At 42.9% G+C, this 23,305-nt stretch carries 10 protein-coding genes; 3 read left to right on the forward strand and 7 right to left on the reverse strand.

From position 1 onward, the window contains the following. The first annotated feature begins 115 nt into the window (after positions 1-115). Positions 116-457, forward strand: coding sequence for an ArsR/SmtB family transcription factor (locus ACQEXU_RS03550; protein ID WP_427009806.1), 342 nt, complete (start codon positions 116-118; stop codon positions 455-457). Between the two features lie 105 nt (positions 458-562). Then, positions 563-1,630, forward strand: coding sequence for an ACR3 family arsenite efflux transporter (gene arsB, locus ACQEXU_RS03555; protein WP_427009710.1), 1,068 nt, complete (start codon positions 563-565; stop codon positions 1,628-1,630). A 47-nt stretch (positions 1,631-1,677) separates the two neighbouring features. On the opposite strand, the gene ACQEXU_RS03560 is transcribed toward arsB, so the two are convergent. After that, positions 1,678-3,747: an EAL domain-containing protein gene (locus ACQEXU_RS03560; RefSeq protein WP_427009711.1), complete on the reverse strand. Its 2,070-nt coding sequence runs from the start codon at positions 3,745-3,747 to the stop codon at positions 1,678-1,680. A gap of 501 nt (positions 3,748-4,248) precedes the next feature. Here ACQEXU_RS03560 and ACQEXU_RS03565 point away from each other — a divergent pair. Beyond that, on the forward strand, positions 4,249-4,521 hold the full coding sequence (locus ACQEXU_RS03565) for a hypothetical protein (protein ID WP_367989648.1): 273 nt from the start codon (positions 4,249-4,251) through the stop codon (positions 4,519-4,521). 70 nt (positions 4,522-4,591) lie between these two features. Here the strand turns inward: ACQEXU_RS03565 and ACQEXU_RS03570 are convergent, their stop codons facing one another. From ACQEXU_RS03570 to pepT, 6 genes are all read right to left on the reverse strand, one after another. Then, complete coding sequence (locus ACQEXU_RS03570) at positions 4,592-5,449, reverse strand: mechanosensitive ion channel family protein (RefSeq protein ID WP_427009712.1); 858 nt, start codon at positions 5,447-5,449, stop codon at positions 4,592-4,594. A gap of 46 nt (positions 5,450-5,495) precedes the next feature. Beyond that, complete coding sequence (locus ACQEXU_RS03575) at positions 5,496-6,416, reverse strand: OmpA family protein (protein ID WP_427009713.1); 921 nt, start codon at positions 6,414-6,416, stop codon at positions 5,496-5,498. A gap of 9 nt (positions 6,417-6,425) precedes the next feature. Further along, positions 6,426-9,953 carry a hypothetical protein gene (locus ACQEXU_RS03580; RefSeq protein WP_427009714.1) on the reverse strand — a complete coding sequence of 1,176 codons (3,528 nt, stop codon included), beginning with the start codon at positions 9,951-9,953 and terminating at the stop codon, positions 6,426-6,428. 53 nt (positions 9,954-10,006) lie between these two features. Further along, positions 10,007-20,980, reverse strand: coding sequence for a DUF11 domain-containing protein (locus ACQEXU_RS03585; RefSeq protein WP_427009807.1), 10,974 nt, complete (start codon positions 20,978-20,980; stop codon positions 10,007-10,009). 311 nt (positions 20,981-21,291) lie between these two features. After that, positions 21,292-21,759 carry a DM13 domain-containing protein gene (locus tag ACQEXU_RS03590; RefSeq protein ID WP_427009715.1) on the reverse strand — a complete coding sequence of 156 codons (468 nt, stop codon included), beginning with the start codon at positions 21,757-21,759 and terminating at the stop codon, positions 21,292-21,294. 79 nt (positions 21,760-21,838) lie between these two features. Continuing rightward, positions 21,839-23,068: a peptidase T gene (pepT, locus tag ACQEXU_RS03595; RefSeq protein WP_427009716.1), complete on the reverse strand. Its 1,230-nt coding sequence runs from the start codon at positions 23,066-23,068 to the stop codon at positions 21,839-21,841. Between the last annotated feature and the right edge of the window lie 237 nt (positions 23,069-23,305).

Below are 23,305 nucleotides of genomic sequence, written 5' to 3' on the forward strand. Positions count from 1 at the left end.
ATAAAACTAAACGTTGATATTATATAATTAATAAATATCTATTTTAGGCGATCTTTTCCTTGTTATTCATGTGGAATCAGGTCAGAATAAATCGCCTTTCGACGATTAACTATCTATTATGACAAAATGTAACACAACGAATAACTCTGCACTGAGCACAAGCGAATCAGATTTGTTTGATGAACAAACACTTGCTCTTCAGTCAAAAGCGCTCTCGCACCCTGCCCGTATCCGCATCCTTAAGATTCTCTACACCTTAGACAAAGTCGATGGTTGCTTAAATAGCGACTTGGTCTCTGAGTTGGGTTTAGCACAATCTACCGTATCGGAGCACCTTCGCATTTTAAAATCGGCTGGCTTTATTACGACAGAACCGATGCCACCAAAGACCTGTTACCGAATCAACCAAGGTCAGTTATCTCAATACCTAACGCTATTTAACGGTATTTTCTCTTAACAGTTGATGCCCTATCTAACCATAGGTGGTTAATCTCTTTTAAATAATCGTTAAACGACGATTGACGATTACTAGTTAGCAATTGAACATTTTTAAGGATTCCTTATGAATCACAACGCAAAGCCAAATATGAGCTTCCTTGATAGATACCTCACATTGTGGATTTTCCTCGCAATGGCAATCGGTGTTGCAATCGGAGCCCTATTCCCTGAAGTGAGTGAATGGAACGAAGCCATGAGTGTTGGCTCAACAAACATCCCTTTAGCCATTGGGTTAATTCTTATGATGTACCCACCTTTAGCTAAAGTGAATTATGGTTTGTTAGGTGAAGTATCTAAAGATCGCAAAGCCATCACGCTTTCTTTGATTATGAACTGGATCGTCGGCCCAATTCTGATGTTTGTCTTAGCCATTACTTTCCTTGCCGACAAGCCGGGTTACATGGTCGGTATTATCTTGATAGGGCTTGCTCGATGCATTGCCATGGTATTGGTCTGGAACGATATTGGTGGCGGAAATAAAGAATACGGCGCTGCTCTCGTCGCATTAAATAGTGCTTTTCAAATTGTAACTTATAGCTTTATGGCTTGGTTATTTATTACGGTATTGCCACCGCTACTTGGCTATCAAGGATTTACCGTTGATATCTCTATGTTAGACATTGCTGAAAGCGTTGCAATTTATCTAGGTATTCCATTCCTAGCTGGCTATTTAAGTCGTAAATGGTTGGTCAAGATAAAAGGCGAATACTGGTACAACACGGTTTTTATTCCTGCTATCTCACCAATCACTCTGATCGCCCTACTTGCGACGATTGTATTGATGTTTAGCCTTAAGGGCGAGATGATCCTGCAATTGCCGATGGACGTTGTTCGAGTGGCTATCCCTCTCGCGCTTTATTTTGTGTTGATGTTCTTCACCAGCTTCTTTATTGGCAAAAAAATGGGCATTGCTTACGATAAAAATGCGTCTATCGCTTACACTGCTACTGGTAATAACTTTGAGCTGGCAATAGCAGTTTCCATCGCTGTGTTCGGACTCAACTCAGACCAAGCATTCGCTGGCGTTATCGGACCATTGATTGAAGTACCCGTGTTAATCGCACTGGTTAACGTTGCACTTAAAATGAAGCAACGCTATCCACATAAAATGGGGATCACCCAACAGCCATGATTTCACTTTATTAACTGCACAGAGCCCACCCAAAGGTGGGCTCAATACTACATCGTGTAGTGTTCGTATTCTGTATCCTCTTCAGAGCAGCAAAAATTCAAATTTGCCACGACGTCTTCAAATGGCATGGGCTTGTAAAAGTAGTAACCTTGGATAAGTTTAATTCCTTGCTCAAGGATAAACTCCACTTCCTCTCGTGTTTCAACCCCTTCTACAACAATGTCTGCGCCCGTTAACTTAACCAGCTTGCTGGTTAAGCGGAACATTTCTCTGCCATTTTTGCGTTTCAGATTGAGAACCAAAGAGCGGTCAATTTTCACTTTATCAAATTCAAATTTGCTCAAGTAACCAATGGAGGAATAACCTGATCCAAAATCATCTAACGCAATTTTTATCCCATAACTTCGCAGTTCTTGAAATACCGCCCACGTTGTTATTTCATCTTGAATGAGCAACTCTTCGGTGATTTCAAACTCCACTTGATTAAACGACAGAGCGCTCCTTTTAATCAGCTTGATCACCATTTGTGCAAAATCGGGAACCAGAAAGGTCTCTGGCGATATATTTATCGATATCCGGAAGACTGGATTTTTAGCAAGTGGTGCCACTTCTTCCAAGGCTGTCTTAAGCACCCACATATCCATTTCACTATTTAACCCAAGCTTGGCAAAACTGGTGAGGAAAGATGGAGGGCTAATGACTCCATCGTTGCTTCGGTGACGAATCAACACCTCCAATGATGCAATGCAGTCTTTGCCGCAATCGTATTGTGGCTGATAAAACAAGATAAAGTCCCCGTTTTTCTGTAAATCGCTCACATGACGCTGCGCCGCCAAGTTGCTGCTCATTTGCGGTAGCAGCCCCATCACATTTCGGCTACTGCCCAATTCTTGATAGTTAAAAAAGTTATCCGACATGCCCTTAGAAAACACGGTATGACTTCCAACCACCTTATCCATCTGCTTAAAAAATGGGTAATAGATCAAGATTCCTATCACCAAGATAATGATTTGTAACCCAACCGCAGACCAATCATGACCCGTTGCAATATAACCGCTTGCAAGCGGAGGCGTCATCCAACTGATGATTTCTGACACCGGATGTACCCAGCCCTGTTGCGTTGCAAAATACGCCACTGTCAGGCTCACTAACGGAACCGTTAAAAATGGGATGACTAACACCGGGTTAAAAATCACAGGTAAGCCAAATAAAATGGGCTCATTGATATTAAAAATGCTGAGGACGAGCACTGCGGCAGCTAAAGTTCGGTAACCTCTATTACGCGTGAAGAACAACATGCAAAGCACTAAGCTCATGCAATTACCTGCCCCACCCATACCTGCATAAATGTCATAAAAATTACTGGTGAGGATCGGTAATGGAGCCCCCATCGTTTCATGTAATTCATAGCTTTGACGCGTAAACTCATACAACTCTGATTTATATGGTGAAAAAATGATGTGACCATTGATACCCATTGACCAAAACAAGTTACGCAAAAATTCATAAATCAGCGCATCAGACAAAGCGTACGAATTCAAGTCAGGGATCAACCGGCTAATACCACCTAGCACATCAACCAACTCTTTCACGGCATAACCAACCAAAGAGTAGAAAATTACTAACAAAATCGTCGCACCAACAAGATTCAGCGACTGATCGACAACGTTAGGTAATTCTGACTCTAGGAACACTTTATGACGGTGCATAAACCTTACAGAGAAACACACCAAAAGCGGCACTATGATGGCTAACGGATAGTTCGTTGGACTCACCGTTCCCGGATGTAACCATCCCCACTCAGAGCACAAGATAACGTAGATCAGCAAAGCTGGAGTGATAATCGTTGCCCGCGAAAACTTATGATACGTCGACAGAAAGTTCGAGAAGTAAACAACTAGCAAAAATGGAAATAGTTTCCAGGTCAGCCCACTAGTGTTAATCAGAAACGCTGAGACACCCTCAAGCCCCAGCAGCATTGCACCGTTGCCAAGCAGCATAGTAAATACCGACATTAAAGAGACCGGCAAAAGCATTACGAAAACGTTACATAGACCATTTAGGTACGCGTTCTCAGATACTTTCGTAAGAAAGAAGTAAACAGGTTTTATGTTCATTTATGACTTAATAATCCAACAACATTCAGGCAAAGCCTAATCGGAAACCGTCGCAAACTAAGTCCATGAGTTTCAATGCTTGTTGCATAGGTTGATCATTCAACAGCGCCAACTGGTGCTCCCTGAGAATCCTTCAGTGACACTCTTTGGTGAATTCTTAATAATACTGACTCCCTGCTACTCTTTGTCGAACGACAAGCATGTTTGAGTAATTAAGGAAAAATGGTCTCTCAGGTTACGCGCGCGCACATTATCTGTTTGCACTCATTTCGTCCATTCAAATAATTTATCGTATCGATAAATTAATTATCGGCCTATAAGTTTTTTTTACTTTCTAATATGAATGGCATCTTTTAAAATAAGTAATATATTTTAATATTCGTTAAAATATCAATTATTAGAAAACCAATTTAATACAAATTCCTAACAAAACTCTGAATTTAATTAAGTTTTTTATAATATTTTATTTAAGTAAAATGAAATAAAACTAGCAGTGATGTTATGTCAAAAAGAAATCACCCATTTGATAAAGTACTTATTCAGTTGCTTCAATCTCAAGGCCTCATCAAAAGCGAAGCACAGCAGAAACTCCAAAAAGAAGTGTATCGCCTGTCTCCACCAGATATTGAACGTATCCAATATCACGCAACACATTTTGGTGAATCGGCTAAACAAGAAATAATTAAAGAAATATTAAGCTATAAACGAGAAGAATATTTCAATCGACTACACGACCAATGCAATCATCCCTTTTCTCTCTCTTCATCATATTAAATATCAGATAAAACAAAGGCATGCTTAATTAAACATGCCTTTAACAAATGAATTATATATTTGAATCGCTTCAAGTCGTTGGATTTAATATTTCCTCAGGAAATGCCACCGCGTAAAGCGTCATAAAATCTTCCCGTATCAATTGCTCTAAGTGTACAGCTTTATCCGTAGGGCAGAAAATCATAAAGTGCACCTGCTGCTCCCCTGTTGAAGCGCTGGTAATATGAATATGAGGCTCTGAACCCGGCAAATCGACCCCTGCGTGCTTCTCTATCATTGTGTTGTAACGTCTTGCGACATCGATAAAATAACTGCAATGCTCTTCAATCTTGTTCGTGATCTCTGGAACAAGTGGGTAAAGGTTGACGAATTTTGGCACCACAATCGAGAAATTGTGGTAAACATAGCGTTTCATAAAATTGAGGTTTTTCACCGGGTAGGTAAAAAACATGCTATTGGGTAATGTCGCGGTCTTTCCGGTGTAATGATATTGCCCATGATGCAGATCGATTTCCTGTATGACCGTTGCCATCATATTGTGCTCAATCACCTCACCACATAATTTCCCTACCTCAATCCAATCTCCGATACGAAATGAACGCGAACTTGCTCGTTGAATTGACCCGGTAAAACAAAGAATGATTTCTTTCGATGCCACAACGATCGCTACCGCAATCGCAGTCACCGACAGTGCAAATTCATTTATTTCTGACTGCCATAGAATAAACAGTATTAAAATCGTGATAGTGAATGCACCGTTTTTGGTCCGAGACATCCACATGCGCTGCTCTTCTGAAACGAAAGCCGCCTCGCCTCGAATCTTGGAAAGCGTAATGCGCTTAATTCCCCAAATGAGGAAAATAATCAACGCAGTAAAGACCAATTTATGAGTGAGAAGAAAATCGATTACGGCCTGAAACTTCTCCATACCCAACTCCTGTTATGATTAAGGGGCTCATTGGCCCCTTTGATTCTTATTTTGATGTAGTTACGTCAATTGGCAGCTTACCTTCCTTAAACACCACAAAAGCACGTCGATTTAGCGCATTCGCATCCTCACTCTGCTCCTGTGTCAAAGGATCAAGCTCGCCAAAAGCCTTAACTTCCCATACATATTGACTAGGGTCTAGCTTTGACTGCAAATAATGCAACACAGATTCGGCTCTTTGCTCTGCAAGCTTTTCATTGTAACTAATCGAACCCTGTAAATCGGTGTGCCCAGCAATGAGTATTCTGCCTTGCAAACCTTTTAAATTATCAGCAAATTCATTTAATGACGCGAGATCAGCTTGGGGCAACACATATTTGTCGAAATCAAAATGCGACGTCATCACCATCAGTACTTTCCTTTCTGGTTCCGGAGGATCACAGAACGGATTTTCTTGTTGGGTTTGCGTCTGTTCAAACAGTACATACGCTCTTCGGTTTTGAGCATTCGCTTCTAATGAATCACCAGATGCAACCGGGCGCGATTCACCATAATATTTCACTTCCCAATCATATCGAGTCGCGTCAAGCTTACTTTGCATATAGGCTTTAACCGCCTCTGCCCTGCGTAACGATAGCTTCTCGTTATAGGCATCACTCCCTTGATAGTCGGTATGCCCTACGATTGAAATTTGCCCATGAAGCTTTTGAATACCTTCAATGAGTTTATCGATCGACGCTCTGTCTTCTCGCTTGAGTTCTGCTTTGTCAAAATCAAAGTGTGATGCCATTGCGATACGGATATCGCGCTCTGGCACAATACATTCTCTGATTAAGAATTTTTCAACTTTAGGATCGCCAAACTTATCAATATTTTCTTTACTTACGTAAGTATCGGTTGAGCATCCAAACAACACTAAACTGGCAAACGCCAACAAGATATTTTGGATCAGTTTACTGAAATTCATACGAAGCCCTTATAACTTACCAACCAAGTTAATAAATACACCTTTTGCATCATAATCATCGTCATTAACGAGATTGCCATCAAAGCCAGAGAAGTTGTAACCCACTCCCACTTTAAAGTTGTCTGAAAGATGCTTGTTGAACGACACAAGAGCACCATGTTCTAGCTCATCATTGAGTGTGTCAGTTTTCCAATGATATTCACCGGTGACTTCCCAATCTTTCATTACATGGTAGGAGGTGCTCACGCCATAAAGATTGATGTTGCTTTCAACCACTTCTACATTGCCAGAGGCGCGCTCGAAATCTTCTTTCTTGTCTTTATGAGCATATTTCGCTCCCACATCAACTTTGGCATTGACTGAATAGATCCCCTCAATTTCAACGATATGGCTCTCTTCATCGGTATAATCTACCTCTCGGTCAAGGTTATCTTGATCGGCAATGTAGGTGTATCGACTTAATAGGTTGAGGCGGTCATTATAAATGGGGCGATAAGCCAAGCCACCCGTGGCCTCTACAAATCGCTCTAAAGTTTCATCAGTGTCTTTGCTCACTGATTTCGAGTAATTGTATTTACCAAACAGGGTGTATTCTTCGGTTAGATAGTGTGTGTATCGGTTGGTGGTAACAAACTGATCAATTCGTCGGCGGCTTGGGTCAACATTGTCATTTCCTTTATCGACTCGATATTCGGCCTTATGTTTGAGGTTAACATCGTTAATATCGATGTTGGCGGTAAAGGTAACGGCCCGTCGTTCTGTCACTTCCATCTGACCCAGCTCATTTGTTTTCTCAATCTCACCTTGTTGATAACCAATACCAAAATCAACATCATCGGTCATGTCGTAACCAAATCCGAATGAGTCAATACGCCCTTTACCGTTATTCTCATCAACAAATTGATTTTCTTGGTAAAAATCCACATTAGATGTGAGATCTGCTCGTTGACCAACAATAACATTATTCTTCCCTTCATAGTTATCGTCCTGATAAGTCAGATAAGTAGAATAATCATCGGTCACATCATATGTCAGTGTTGCTTCAGCGGCATCACCTCTGTCGCCAGTGGTGTATTCCCCGCCGAGTTTAACGTCTTCAAACAGTCGCGCTTCAGCACCAATTGACAGGCTGTCATTATCTTCATAGCCACCGTTTTTATCGACTGTGGTTTGACCTTTTACATAGACATTCGTGTCACTGTCCCATATGTAATCAGCCCGTAGCCCCGCCAATGTACCTTTACCTTTGATACTGTCGCGATTTAGCTCTTCGACCTGTTTGCCTGCAGCGGAGATTTTGATGTGTTCAGTGACTTTAAGTTGGCCTTCTAATTCAACTTGTTCAGTATCGGTTTTAAGCGTGCCATCAAGTTCTTTTTCTTCCATCGATGTATAACGAGTCGCAATACTAATGCGATCCGTCGCTTGTAGACGCAGCTCAGTACCAAATGATTCCTGAGCTAGGTTGTCACTCTGGCTTGCATAACTATAACCGGCATCTTTGGATTTATACCAAGCTTTTACATCGTTACCAACGGCGGAGAAAATTGTTGGCGCTATATCATAGAGGTTCGCGACACCTTTCACCTGAATTAGGTCACCTTCGCGCTGCTCTAAATCCGTCGCAATTGGTGTAAAGGTTAAACCGCCATCAAACGACACGTAATTCGAATCGGTTTGGCGCCCTTTGCTATGGGCAAATTCCGCTCTCAAATACGTCCCTTCTGTTGCTCTTAAGGTAAAATCCGTACCATAAGACTCATAATCCTGAGCATCACGCTCTTCCGTTGCATAAGAACCACCGAGCCCGATGTAATCGTTCAACCAACCTTTAACACGGCCACCATAGGCTAGAGCGTCTTTGCTATCTTTACCTTGCGGCACATATTCGTAATCAACAGCCAGATAGTTTTCATACCCGTCACTTGGATCGTCATTGATAACACTCCCAAAACTATCTGAAATAATGTTATTGAGTGGACGAGTCAGAATAATTCGACCTTGGTACGCATCAATTTCGTAATCTTTCCCTTCTTGCAAAGGCACTTCACGTTCCGAGATCCCGCTGTCTTTATTAATGACTTTGACATAAACCTTGTCACTGCCGGGAATAACTTCACCATGACGTAGGAAATATAAAGAGCCACCCGTACCTAAAAACTCGTCATGAGCAAATAGTGAGTCAGACGATGCAGTGAAGCCCACAATGTTCAAACGATCTTCACCAAACTTGGTGGTCGAGCGGGTACGATAGTCACCTTTGAAACCATATAAGCTACGGTTATAATCGTTGTTATCCGTCCCAGTTAAACCTGTGTTGTAATTCCCCCAAAGCGCCTGCGATTTATCGTATTCTAAGTCGAGATACACCTTGCCTTTAGTGTTCACTACCTTGTGAATATTGGCACCATCACCATAATCACCGTAATACAGCTCGTCGTCATCTTCTAGAATATCAAACACGCTCGAATCATCAGCGGCAAACGGGTGCTTAAACATATCTCTAATATCGCTGTCTTTAGTATCAAAATGGGTGGTTACCCTTAACTTGTCACCAAATTTACCTTGTCCAAAATACGCCAAACGACCTTGGTTGTAGACATCATCTTGATATTGTTCGTTAACTCCTAACGCCCCAGTATTGCCCGTAACTTTATTCTTTCCGATGTAAAAGTCTGCAAGACCAGCCTGCGAGTAGTAGGTATCGGGGATACGAACATACAATTGATAACGACGTTCATCGCCATTATCAAAGGTCACTTTGGTTGGGAATAGATAAGCGTCCGCGGGTAGGAACTGTTCTGCATATAGTTCACCATCTTCAACTTCAAACTCATCCTCACCAATTTGTACTTTATCCACGCCTTTTAACCCTGTTCCCATGAACTTTGCTAAGCCAGCATTGGTTGGAATGTTGTGACGCATCAATTTGGCTTTACCAAAACTACGCCCAATGGGTTCTTCTCCTTCGTTACGCTCAAGCTCCACTTCGGAGTCTGGACGCACTAGATCCATCACACCAATGGTCGTCACGTCCATATTTCCGTCTTTATCCCAAGCCTTGAAGCGAAACTGTAGCTGGTTACCCGAAATAAAACGATAGTCGACATCACTACTACCATCCCAACTGATGTCATAATCGTTTGCGAGCTTCTCACCCGTAATGATCGTTAATGGTTGAGAAAGGCTGCGATCTTCACCTCGAAAAATTTCAAGCTGATAGCGGGTAATGTAGTAACTGTAGTTTGTGGTAATGGTAAAGCTAACTTCATCATTCAACTTTCCATCGGCCACTTCCAACTCATCGCCAACGCTCACATCCATAACCGGATTAAAACGGGTAATATCACGACTGGCCCATATCGCCCCTTCTTCGAGATAAATGCGCGAGCTTTCCTCTTGCTTATGAGGCGTCACTTCGATGTTCGTTGAATCGGTATCGAGCTTTTCAAGTTTACTCGTATCTTTAGCCAGCGCCGCCACAGGTAACGCTGCAAATACACACACTGCTAGTTGAGTCTTTTTAAACGTTTTCATAAATACTTACCGAGTTTAGGCTCATGTTTCATGAGCCCTTGTCATTGTTATTATTACGGTTGTTCGATTTCTTCGACCGAAACGCTAAAGTTAAATTTGGTTAACTGGTTTGGCGAAATGCGCTGCACTTTCGGGTTTTCGCTGATCACTTTCATACCGGTTGGCAAAGAGTCCGTATCCACTTTGATTAGGAACTGTTTGCCTTTCTTATCAAGCACCCACTGATCCGGAACGTGGTAACGGCCATATTGATCCGTCTCAATCACAATGCCTTCAACGGTCAATAAACGAACTCCAGGAATACCATCTTCATAGATCCCCTTGTTCTCAATGACGATTTCCCAAAGGAACTGATCGCCATCTTTATATAGATTACGCGTGATATTTAAGTTCTCAGCAGAGAGTCCTGATGCACGATCACCACTGTGGTTTGTTTTAATATGTCCCTCAGCATCGAATTCGATGCGTGTACCCGAATCTGTGGTCACGACCACATCAAAACCATGACGAGAGCGCGTCTTAAGTTGGAACGCTACTTGGTTGCTTTCAGGTAAAGTTCGATTCGACGAAATTCCCATCAACTCGTCTACTTCCACGCCAGCTACCAGAGGTGAGTCCATTCGCCGCACCGTTTTATTTTTTCCATGCAGATAGCTAAACGCTTGCTGTTCTAACTTTTGCTCTAAGCCATAGACATGACCAACATGATATTTAGCTTTAAAGGCTAAATCCTTGATAGTGCGTTCTTTGCCATCTTTAACTATCACGGTTGAGTTCGGTACGTAGTCAGCTTGTGCAACATACGCTTGCACGTTGATATTAGATGCGGTGGCGTCGGCTTGGAATCCATCTTTATTGTGGTCTTCAAAGACTTTGCCAATGATCGAGGCTGTATCAAACACCTTATCAGGGACCACTTCCACCGTTGCTGATGCAGTTTTAGATTTTGGCTCTAATGCGCCCGAGCTTTGACCTTCTGGTGGCGCCATTGCAACAGCAGTGTTTACATACTTGCCAAACGTCGCACCCACGCTAACACGCAGCAGATAACGCACACGGACTTGTTCCGTGATGGTTTTTTCCGGTGTTCCGTAGGCTTGCATGTCACCAATGTTGAACGTAAGTGAGTTGGTCACTGCGGGTTCTTCAGTACTCACAACATCATCGCCCGTATCAAAAGCACCGTCTGGGCCACTGTTGGTTATCTCCGTCGAACCTGAGACATACTCGAAGCCCGCAGGATAACGGTCGACGAGCTTGACGTTTTTAAACTCTGAGTCATTATTATTTTGGATGATCACTTCATACTCAATCACGTCCCCAACTTGAGCATCTGTTTTCAGCGCTTCTTTGGTTACTGATAATTCACCTTCGTTGTCAGCAAACTTTTTGACATGAATGGTGACATCATCCGACGCTGTACTTCCCGTCGCTGGGTCAGTAACACTAAACGTATTCGTAATATCGTCATCCAACCCTTTGTTGAGCTCACCCGTGACTTCAATGACATAACCATTACCCATATAAGGCAAGAGATCGAGTGATACGCCGCCCTCTGGCAAGTTTAAGTCCTTGTCAGTGAACTCAGCTTTAATCTGGTTTGAAGGCCACTCTTTGATGCTAACTTTCCAAGACGTGAATAGTGGGTTGCCGTTTGAACCAGTAAGCTTACTGATCTCATCCACCATTTGCACCCCCGTCACTTGGGTAGAACCTTGGTTGCTGACACGCAATAGGTAAGTTAGCCCTGAATCATCATTGGTGTATTCAGCGTTTTCACCTTTGGATGTCGTTTTATCAACAACAAGCTGAACCGCTCTTGGCGTGATCATCGCGCTCACACTTTCAATACTGGCTTGTTGCTTGGTAGCCGCATTTGCTCGTCGACTTGAGATCGCACTTGTCGCTGTCGCCGACTCATCAATTTTATGTGCGGTGTTAACGATTTCACCCATTGCTCGCGGGTCTATCGTCCCAGTAATAATAAACTCGACGGTATCACCCGGTGCTATATCCATAGCAGCATTGATATCACTGTTTGCGCCCAAGGAACCGGCATCAACCACCGTTCTTGGATCACTGCTTTTTACTTCAACATTCCACTGAGTAAACGCATTCACCACCTCACGATTACCCGTAGATAAATCCGGTTGAGTTTGAACTTTAATACGGGACATGGCATCACGCAGCAGTACATCATTTGCAAATCCTTTACTGTCATTCAACAGCTTGATGCGGAATACCGCTTGTTCACCAGCCACATAGATAGGGTCATCCGCCTCTTTAGTGATCACCACATGATCTGGCTCTGGCAATAAGCTTGCTTCAGCAGTAAAGCGCTGAGCACGGGTCGCATTCACGGACATGGTTGCTTTGTTATCAATTCGGCCAATCGCATATCCGTTGACGATACCTTGGATGACAAACTCCACAGTGTCATTCGGTGCTAAATCGATGGTTGCATTGATGTCCTTACCGCTTCCTGAGGGATCCGGTGAGACAGTTGTTAGCGCATCGCCTTTATTGACCTTTATCGACCACGTTGAAAAAATCGGCTCAGACGTCCCATTGACTGTATCGACTTTGAGCGATGAGATTAGGTCTTTTAAATGAATACCAGCAACAAATGCTTCATTTTGGTTGGCTAAGACAACACGGAATGTTGCAGACTTTCCTGGCTCATAAGTCATCTCAGTTTCTGTGCCAGTTTCACCCACATACTTATTAAGAGTCAGGGATATTGGGCGATGTTTGATCACCGCGTGTGCCGTCTGTTCAGGCTCGCTTGCGTACTGAGCTTTTGCTTGGTTAATGATATCCGTCGTTGCATAACGGTTAACCGTGCCAAGGATAGTGAACTCGATGTAACTATTTGGCGCAATATCTGCCAATGTATCAATATTCGGGTTCTTACCATCAGGCATTGTCGCAACCGTTGTTTGCGGATGGCTGACATACGTATCAATATCCCATGATTCAAAGGCAGTCCCTGTTGAGCCGTCGACCAAGCTGACTGTGACGTCATTCATCAAATCCTGAATGGCCACATTGTCAGCAAAACCATCCCCTTCATTCGCAATACGAACCTTGAATTGTGCTAATTGACCCGCTTGATAGAACTCGCGATCAGCAGACTTACTGATTGTAATTACCGCAGGTTTTGGTTTTAGCTGTGCAGCACTTGTTTGGGCTTTGCCGTCAAAGGTTACTTTGGCTTCATTATCAATAATACCGATGGCTTTCTTGTTAACTTCACCACGCACGGTAAATTCAATCGTATCGTTTGGTGCTAAATCGATAGTATGGCGAATATCTTGATTCCAAGAATACGTCGATACGTCAACTTCTGTCGCCGGATCACCCGCTTTATAAGTTACTAACCAGTTGGAGAAAGCTGGTTGTGGGCTGCCTTCTGTTGTATCGACATTCAAATTGGTAATGATGTCTTCCAATCGAATATCGTTCGCAAATGCCGCATCTTTATTTTCAATAAGGATCTTGAATCCATTCACTGTTCTCGGCGAATAATACTCGTCGATTGGTGTTTTAGTTATCGTAATATTTGGTACCAACAAAGAACTTACAGCTTCATCAGTCAACGTATTACCATTAAATTCGACGCTCACGTTATTGGTAACGTCACCAACGATTTCTTGCTTGAGCTTGCCACTAATGGTGACCGTGATGGTGTCAGATGGAGCAATATCTATGGTTTCATCGATAAAATCATCCACCGACGTTGGAAGCAAAGTGCCCTTATCAGATCGCCCTGTAATTTGAATGCTTCCAGACTCAAAGGCTGAAATTGTATCGCCATGAATCGATTCGGCGGTGATGCGATTAACAAAGTCTTGGACTTGAACACCAGACGCCCAAGCTCGTGTTGTATTCGTAATAACAATGGTATAAGTCAGTGTGTCACCACTCAGATAGACAGGCTTGTCTACGACTTTCGACACACTCAGCACCGCATCAACGGGTTGGTATATTGCATCATCACTCGCCGCATCGATATCATCTGCTGTTACATCAACTTGGTTTCGAATCTCGCCAACAATGTTATAGGCCACGGTTCCAACTAGATGCAGTTCAACTTTACTTCCCGGAGCCAAATTGTAGACACCAGTGAAAGCGTCAGTCGCGTCCATTGAGGTTTCAGAAATAACATGGGTTTTGCTGCTACCTGCATCCACAACCTTGACAGTGCTCTTCGATGGGTCCCATTTATCAAACACGCGAGCAGAGATTAAGCTGCCAACCGCATCTGCACGTACACTTGTGACAAGATCTTCGATGCGTACATTTTTTGCGTAGCCTGCTCCAGTATTCTCAACGACAATATCAAAACCAATCTCATCACCAGGTGCATACACGGCTGGAGAAATAGACGCTTCTTTGTCCACAGAAATCGCACCGGGAACCGGATAAATGAAGTGTTGTTGTAGGTTATATTGCTTGCCGTCCACGTATAACGTATTGCCAAACTTACCTACCGCATCAGCTCGCACTTTACCAACAACATCGATTTTAACCACCGTTGGCTCGGTGGTTGCCGCACCCAGTTTGACCAGAGCATTAATGTCGCCGCTAGTTGGAATTGCAGATATATCATTGTGAGCAGCACCTACGTTGCTGATGACATTGGCACTGATGGTCCAACTTTCGAGGGCAGTTTGCATGCTTCCATCTGCAGTTTCTACTTGGAATTTGGAAATCTCATCCAACACTTGTACATCTGCGTTTGTATCGGCTTTATTTGCGATATACATGGTGTAGCGCACTTCACCACCTGGGGTATAGGTTGGTGTATCCGTCATTTTCATCGCGAGGACTTCAGCATCGCCCTGCGCCAACACCACCTCATTGGAATCGAGATTATTCACTTTTGCAATGTTGGCGATGGTTCCTGTTGCGTCATCATCAACGGTACCAGATAGTGCGAAGACCACCTTATCACCCGGCATGAGATCAAAGGTTGCATCAAGCGGCTTGTCGCCGTGATAGTTGCCGGTAATGGAAAAACGATCCGCTGGTGGCTGTTCAATAATCGTAGTGGAAATACTATTGAATGCCTTAGCACCAGTTGAGGTCATAATTGCGTTCAGTTTATCAACAACATGGACGTCATTTGCAATGCCCTCACCGTTATTTTCAATCGTAACTTGATACTCGACCTGACCACTTGGATTATACTCACATCCGGTTCCGGTTGATGACGGGAACGTACAGTGGTTACCGTCAGCAGTGGTGTTCGTGACGACCTTATTAAAGGTAAGATTAGGAGCAACTGGCGGTATCTCGTCGGTATCAACACTATGCTGCCCACCAGTCGCACGGTTTGCTGCAATTACACCAAGGGCATCATCTCGTATCGTCCCTTTAATGGTGAAAGTAATGGTTTCACCCGGCGCAATATCTGAAACAATATCTAAATCACCGTTAGTGTCATAACGAGGGAGATAAGTATCTACATCACTATCAATACCTTGCGAGATCGTATGCGTAATTTCCGTATGAGAAAATGCAGGTTCAACACCACCACCTAACACTTCCACCGTTACAGCAGAAAGTAGATCTTTCAAGACGCTATTGTCTTTCCAAACTGGTTCTGTATTTGCCACCGTAAATCGATAAACAACTTCTTCACCCGGTTTATATGTCGCACCAGAGGAATACGGTCGCCCCCCAATGGAAATAATCTCTTTAGCAACGTCTAGCTTTGACTTATCTGGGTTAATCTGAGATTTACCAAATCTGGTGCCATTGTATTTAGGTTGGATGGTGATAGCGGTCATTGCGTCATCGCGAATTTGCGATTCGACCTTAAAGTCAATCCAACCACCAGCAGCAATAGAGAGCCTTGGAATATCAATATCTAAATTTGCACCACCTACAAATGTGCCGATATTTGTGGTGATTTCATCAGACTTAGTAACGCTGACCTGCCAAGTTGCTGGTTCATAAACAACCCCATGTTGATTATCCACTTCACCCGCTGCGTCTTGTGCAATTTTGGCTTTCAGCTTAGTAAATTCTTCCAGTAAGTTAGCGTTGTATTCTGTCCCTTTACCTTGGTTATCAATTCTTAGGTGATAAACGACTTTTTGCTCTTCAGGAAGATGATTGTAGTTTTTCTTTAACGTACCAAACGCCGCATCAGTATAAGCTGCGTGCTTTTTCTTTAACTCTGCAGGCAACATGCTTGAGCGCTCAGAATTTAGCGTGTGCCTACCATCCACAACGGCACTATTTCGGAACTCGCCTACCGCTTTATCAGACACCTTCGCTGTAATGACGTAACGCACATAAGTGCCATCGGGTACAAATGAGGCACCTGCAAGGTTAAAGTGGGTATCGATGTTACTGTTGTCACTAACGGTGCCAGCAGAGCTGTATGAACTAGAGTCAACCTCTGACTTTATTGTCCAGTTGGTAAATGCAGGGCCTGTCGTGCCGTCAAAGTAATCGGTCGTGATCCCCGAGATATCATCTTTAATCGAGATGTCTTTTAAGTGGACGTTGTTTTTATTTTTAAGATCAATCTGATAGACCACATAACCGCCCGGCGTGTAGCCACCTGAAAGTTCTGTCACACCATCTTTATCAAGGTACTTAGCGACATGCTTTTCGAAATCAAACTTCTGTGTATTCGGTTTGGTTTCAGCACTAACCGTATCTCCATCAACAGAAAGCAGGTTAACAATACTACCTACAGCTTGTGAATTTACTTTGGCGGTGATTTTGTAATCGATGGTTTCACCAGCCGGAACAGAAATATGTGTATCAATATCTTTGTTGTTCTCAATAGTGCCATCGAGATCGACTTGAGCCCATTTACTACCACCAACGACTGTCGGCTCAATCGTCCAACCAGAATTAAAAGCAAAGCCCGTAGAACCATCCAGCAACTCTGTCTTTATGTTTGAAATTCTGTCTACGAGCGCAATCTGATAGGCATTTCCTTTCCCATCATTACTTACGGTCAGGTGATATACCAAATTCTGACCCGGCTCATAGTTCTTTTGATCAACCGTTTTACTAAATTTCAGATGATACTCATATGGGTTAACCGTAATACCACCAATGGTGATATCTCCGGTAGCATCTTCACGTACAATGCCTTCAACCGTGTACAACACATAGTCTTTTCCAGCTACGTCAATAGTAGTGTCAATGTTCGTATTGTTAGCAACCGTTCCATCGAGCTTGCCATCCGTTGTTCCATCGCCACCATTGTCATTTTCTCGCTCCACTGCAACGGTGAAAATATCGTTAAATGGATTCGCTTTGCTGCCATCCAGAAGCTGAACTTGAACGCCTTTGATGTCTTCTGTCACGCGATGATTATTTTCATACCCCGTTTGCGAAGACACTTTGACGGTATATTTCAAAGTATCACCCGGTGCGTAATAACGGCTTTCTTTACCATTAACATAGAGTTTTCTAACCACATCAGCGCCATTTTGGGCTTTTTCCATTTCATGATGGGAAACGTGTGACTTTTGACTCACATAGCCAAACTCTCTATAGACATACGCATCATTGGCAATCTTTTGCTCGAGAATGCCACCCGCATTACGCGAACCAATGACGTTGTCCTTGATTTTTGCCCTAATTTTTAGGACTCGCTGCGCTCCCCCTGCTAGAGAGAATGTTTGCGTTTTATCACCTTCAGGATAAATCAGATCTTCATTTGTTTTGCCATGCCACCCAGCACCATCACCGTAGTCAAATTGCCAATATTCGAATGGCGACTGATCTTCAAAGTCTGCGAAATGGTTATCCTTTTTATTGGCCAAAACAGACTTAATCGCGGTAAGCGGGTCAACAACTTTTAACTTGTCCGCCACACTTGGGCTGTTGTTTAGCAAGATAATGCTGTATTCGACAAACTGACCCGGGACAAAATGGTTCACATCTGCTGTTTTAAGAATAGAGACATTCAATGAATCTAGACCAGAACCGCCAATCTCAGCCGATGCAGATTGATCAAGGTTATTCACTGGGTCATGTATTTCTACCGTGTTTGCGATCTCAGGCTTGGCATAATCGTTTTTCACCAAGCCGTATACGGTATAGCTAACAAAACCCATGCCTTCGGGGGTTTTGGGGTCAATATCAATTTTGGTATTGATGTTACCGTTATCAGGATAATTCGACTTCGAACCTGCATAACTGCCTGTTTTATAGGGCGTATTGTTGTCATCCGTATTAGATGTGATTGTCCACTTTGAAAAAGCATCCAATCCAATAATGTCATCATTAACAGACACTTCATTCGCATAACCGGCACCACGGTTATACACGGTGATATCAAACGTCACCCATTGGCCCGGAATCAACGCTTCATCCGGTGTTGTTTTAATAACAACTACGTTGGGTTCTTTTGGATAGACGACAACACGATCTGACGTCTCACTTTGTGAATCTGAATCCGGTGTTTCTACTGTTGCCGTGTTCTCAATCTTCTTGTAGATGATTTCATCTTCATTGCTACGATCAATTTGACCATTAATGGTGTAGACAACCTCTACGTTTGGTGGAATTTGAGCGACGGTATCTAAATCTGCGTTATCCGAAAACGTACCAACATCCGTGTATGTTGCATTACCATTTAGCAACGGATTGTCTGAAATAATTTCCGCAGAAATCGTCCAAGACTTGAAGACGGGCTTACTTTGACTATCCGGCTCCAATATGCCTGCTTGAATCGATGAAATAGGATCTTTGACCTTTACATTGGTAGCAAAACCATTCCCTTTCTCATTCTTCACATGTAGCTGGTACGAAATCTCATTCTCTAATTTTGAGTAGCTGGTTTTGTCACCATGAAAACCAGTGTCAGTGTTGGTTTTCACTGTTTTATTGAGAGCAATAGAAAAGTCTTTGGGATCGGAACCGCGGTCAGCATAAACCGTATCATCCACCGTCACACTATTTTGAATGTGTCCGTTAGCTAATGGCTCTGTTTGTGCCTGAATGGTGTAAACAATGTAACTATGAGGTTCAATGGTTGCTTCTACATCAAGAATGTCTGGGCTCGTGATCGAACCCGAAACACCAGTATCCGTTGACGTAGCAACAGTACCGTCTGCATGGAACGCTTGTGCTGTAATCGTCCAGCTACGAAATGCATTGATGGATGATCCATGAATATCGACCGTTTCAACCTTAGAAACGTCATCAACAACTCGAACTTGGTTCGCGTAGCCATCCCCATCATTGTCAATGCGGATAGTGTAAGTAAGGGTATCTCCAGAAGAATAGTAGCGCGTGTCGACGTCCTTACTTGCACGTAAGTTATCTTCTGGCATTTGGATACCAGAGCCATCTTCAGTAATGTTGTCAGAACACGCTGGATTATTATCTAAAATCAGTCCAACACTGGTATCACTTACTTTGGCGGTGAGTTTGTAGTGGATTTCTTTACCCGGAGCAATATCGGGTGACACTGTCACTGGAGAGGTTAACCAAGTCCCATAGTTATACGTTCCGGGATCAGAGCCCAAAGCATCTTCACCAGACACCACGTCCAGTTTCCACTCAGAGAAAGCTTGCCCCGGACCAGCTCCACCCGCTTGCTCTGTCTGAATACAGGTCATGTCATCAATCACTGCCAAGTTATTGGCAAAGTACTTTGAAGAGCTATTCGAAACATAGATATCGTAGATGACTTCATTCCCTGGAGTATATTGGGAAGCACTTGTCGTTTTCTTCAGTTTGATCTCTGGGTCTTCGACATTCAGTACTTTTTCAGCGGGAATACTGTCTGAGATCTGAGCATCTTCAATAAACTTACCGTTGTTATCAAATAACGCGGCATTGGCACCTTGAATATTGCCAATCGCGACTTGAGAGAGAGTTGCTAGAATTTCATAAGTAATCGACTCGCCCGGATAAATCGATACTGTGTCATCAAAATCTATATTGCTTTGCTCACCTGCAGTTAAATAGGCAGACGTCGTATTGGCTCCTGAGTCAATGACTTTGATTTTCCAACTGACAAATAAATTGCCTGAAACATCCTCATGATTAAATGCCGGTTGTAAGTTGTTGCCTAAACCTAAACGAGACTCTAAAGAGGCAATATTGTGTTTAACATGATAATCATGGGCAATTCCCAACCCCGTGTTTTCAACTTTCACCGTAAACACTCGTTCACCATTAATAAGGTATGGCTGCGAATGATTTATCTGTTGTGAAATTGAAACTGAAGCATCAATAGGAGGCGTCGTGATCACATTAGAACTCACATCACCATCTTTTGTATGCGCACTTGCCGAAGTAATAATATCCCCAACTAACCCATCACTCACTTTCGCCGTAATGGTATAAGTTAACGTTCTGCCAAGACCTATCGTGGCATCTGTTACCAACAGATCTCCCGCGGCACTATAGTTACCAAGTTCACTTTCAGAGCCCGTTTTGCTACCAACAATGGCAACATCACTAAATGTTGCAATGTTTACCCCGTCACTGTTTTCTGCAACAAGGGAAGCAAATGGCTGGGAAATATCAAGGCCACGTACAGCATAACTGCCAGTATTAGAGACTCTAAGCGTATAAACTAGCGTTTGATTAATCTGATACTGAGCTTTATCAACAGATAGGTCGACTGAGTAGGAGTAAGGTACAGGAGTAAAAGTGGCAAACGTAGAAGGAACAAACAACTCCCCTACTCCATCTCCATCAGTATCTGCATTCACCTTTGTCGTATTAAGCTCAAATGATCCCGTGATTTCATCAGAAACTTTTCCAACAAAGGTGTAGGTCACCTTTCCAAGAGGTGCTAACGTCACTCCCGTTGCTTTTAAGTTGGTGTTATTGTCTGAGTAAGAACCTTCATCCGATCCCCAACTGTGACTAGAAGTGATCGTGAGTTCAGAAAACGTTTTAGCAGATCCAGATTCCGTCGTGGCAGTCGAATCCCAGAGTAAATCCTGAACAGAAATATCGGTATATCGTGATGTGGTTGTATTTTGGATGGTCACCGTGTAGGTGATCTCCTTACCACTTTCGTACTGCATTGTCCGAGGTGATACTTCAACCACCAATTCTCCCGCTGCCTGTGCCGCAGAAGCTAAAAAGATCAGACAAACGAACATAAGAGACAATACACGGTTTACTGTTTTGCTTAGACTCACTACTGTTTCCTGCTTGATAACGCTTTGATTTTTTAAGGTTAATTTTTTGCTCTGAATTGTCAGGGGGAGATGACAAATATGGATCAATGTCGCATTATCTATGCAACAGCCATATTATTGTCACTGCTGTGTCAAAAATGTAGCACTATTAAGAAGCACCATTTTTTACTATGGATAATGTTGAACTTAATGCTTTATTTGTAACGAGCCGAAGAAATAAACTCACCAAATGTCTCACACCAAATGACAATGGTGTTGTAATTGGATACATTCACCTCTTCATCTACTGGCAGTGTAAAACGGTCAAACGTTTTCACGTCGCCAATGCGTACCATTTGATCTTTATTTGCAGCAAACGACTGCTCTGTTTCAATAAATACAGGGGATAAATAGAGTTTGTAGTCCGGGCCAGGTGCTAATTCACCGACAAACGCAATATTGTTCTTGCTTATCGCAACAGAACCGACTCCCCAATGGAGGAAATCACTATCGGTTCGATCTCGTTGAAATGATCCTGTGTATAAAGCTTCGTGGTTGACCCGCTCTATGATTGCCATAGAGGGTGAGGTTGGTTGAGTAAGAATGGGCAATGCGTATATTCCTAACGCAAAGCCCAAGGCACCAAAAATAAGGTGTGAAAGGATTAAGAAAACAGTCTTCACGCTGATGCACTCTCGTCAAACTTATTTATGACTCAAATGTACACGAAAAGTTGTAATTTATCAGGTGAATTGGTTGTATTTATTTGAAGTTTAATGCTGTTTTTTCTGACAGCTTCACAATTACGTCCACTGCCTTTTCCATGCCTTCAATTGTAATAAACTCATGAATACCGTGGAAATTGTAACCGCCAGTGAAAATATTTGGACATGGTAACCCCATAAATGACAATCTTGCCCCATCTGTACCACCACGAATCGGCTTAATCATTGGCTCGACATCACATGCTTCCATCGCCTGTTTGGCTAACTCAATCACCTGAGGGTGTGGCTCAACCATTTCTTTCATGTTGAAGTAGCTGTCGGTTAAACGCAGCTCTACCCGTCCTTTTTCTAATTGAGCATTCAGTTCATCCACTTTTTGCTGCATAAAGGCTTTGCGTGCTTCTAAGCCATCGCGTTCAAAATCTCGAATGATATAACCCAATTCACTTTTAGCCACTGACATCTCGGCTGATTTTAAGTGATAAAACCCTTCATACCCTTCAGTGCATTCCGGCGTTTCTTGCGCTGGCATCATTAACTGGAATTGGGCCGCGATATTCATCGCATTCACCATTTTTCCTTTTGCCGTACCAGGGTGAACATTGGTTCCATGACAAATAACATCTGCACTGGTCGCGTTGAAGTTCTCATACTCAAGTTCGCCAACAGGGCCTCCATCAATGGTGTATGCCCATTTCGCACCGAACTTTTCTACATCGAACAAATTCGCTCCACGACCGATCTCTTCGTCAGGCGTAAAGCCAATACAGATGTCACCATGGGGAATCGACGGCGTTTCAATTAAGGTTGCAATTGCAGTTATTATCTCCGCAATTCCGGCTTTGTTATCTGCGCCAAGTAGTGTTGTACCATCTGTCGTGATCAGGTTATATCCATGCAACTTGTGTAGATCAGGATATTGTATCGGTGATAGGACTTCGTCCCCTTTCCCCAATGCGATATCACCACCTTGGTAATCTTCAACAATTTGTGGTTTTACATGCTTACCTGATGCATCAGGCGCCGTATCCATATGAGCAACGAAACCAATGGGCGGTACGTCATAGTCTACATTCGAAGGTAAACGCGCCATGAGGTAACCGTTATCATCCAAACTAACATCACTTAAACCAAGTGCGATTAGTTCATCTTTTAGATATTCAGCAAAGACCATTTGCCCTTTAGAGCTAGGACAACATGTTTTTGAAGGTTTGGATTGGGTATCAAAGGTAACGTAATGCAGAAAGCGGGTAACAAGGTTATTCATAACAATCTCTCAGATATCAAGACAACCCATTTTGGGTTTAAATATTTTGTATGACTGTCAGATCATACTACGCCTTAAATATTGATTTTTTTTGCTATAAATCATCTTTTAGGCAATCACTGGCGTATGACGCTTAATATGAATAAACCTCAACCAACGCCAAAGCTCATCACTATTAAAATGATTGATACAAAAATGCCCGAATAGCTTCGGGCATTTGTATTGAATAGTTTTTGA

It is taken from the genome of Vibrio sp. TRT 21S02 (assembly GCF_050113675.1).
GTDB lineage: Bacteria > Pseudomonadota > Gammaproteobacteria > Enterobacterales > Vibrionaceae > Vibrio.

Coding starts and splice junctions, on each gene's coding strand:
- arsB (WP_427009710.1), top strand. CDS start 563: ATGAATCACAACGCAAAGCCAAATATGAGCTTCCTTGATAGATACCTC.
- ACQEXU_RS03560 (WP_427009711.1), bottom strand. CDS start 3,747: ATGAACATAAAACCTGTTTACTTCTTTCTTACGAAAGTATCTGAGAAC.
- ACQEXU_RS03565 (WP_367989648.1), top strand. CDS start 4,249: ATGTCAAAAAGAAATCACCCATTTGATAAAGTACTTATTCAGTTGCTT.
- ACQEXU_RS03570 (WP_427009712.1), bottom strand. CDS start 5,449: ATGGAGAAGTTTCAGGCCGTAATCGATTTTCTTCTCACTCATAAATTG.
- ACQEXU_RS03575 (WP_427009713.1), bottom strand. CDS start 6,416: ATGAATTTCAGTAAACTGATCCAAAATATCTTGTTGGCGTTTGCCAGT.
- ACQEXU_RS03580 (WP_427009714.1), bottom strand. CDS start 9,953: ATGAAAACGTTTAAAAAGACTCAACTAGCAGTGTGTGTATTTGCAGCG.
- ACQEXU_RS03585 (WP_427009807.1), bottom strand. CDS start 20,980: ATGCAGTACGAAAGTGGTAAGGAGATCACCTACACGGTGACCATCCAA.
- pepT (WP_427009716.1), bottom strand. CDS start 23,068: ATGAATAACCTTGTTACCCGCTTTCTGCATTACGTTACCTTTGATACC.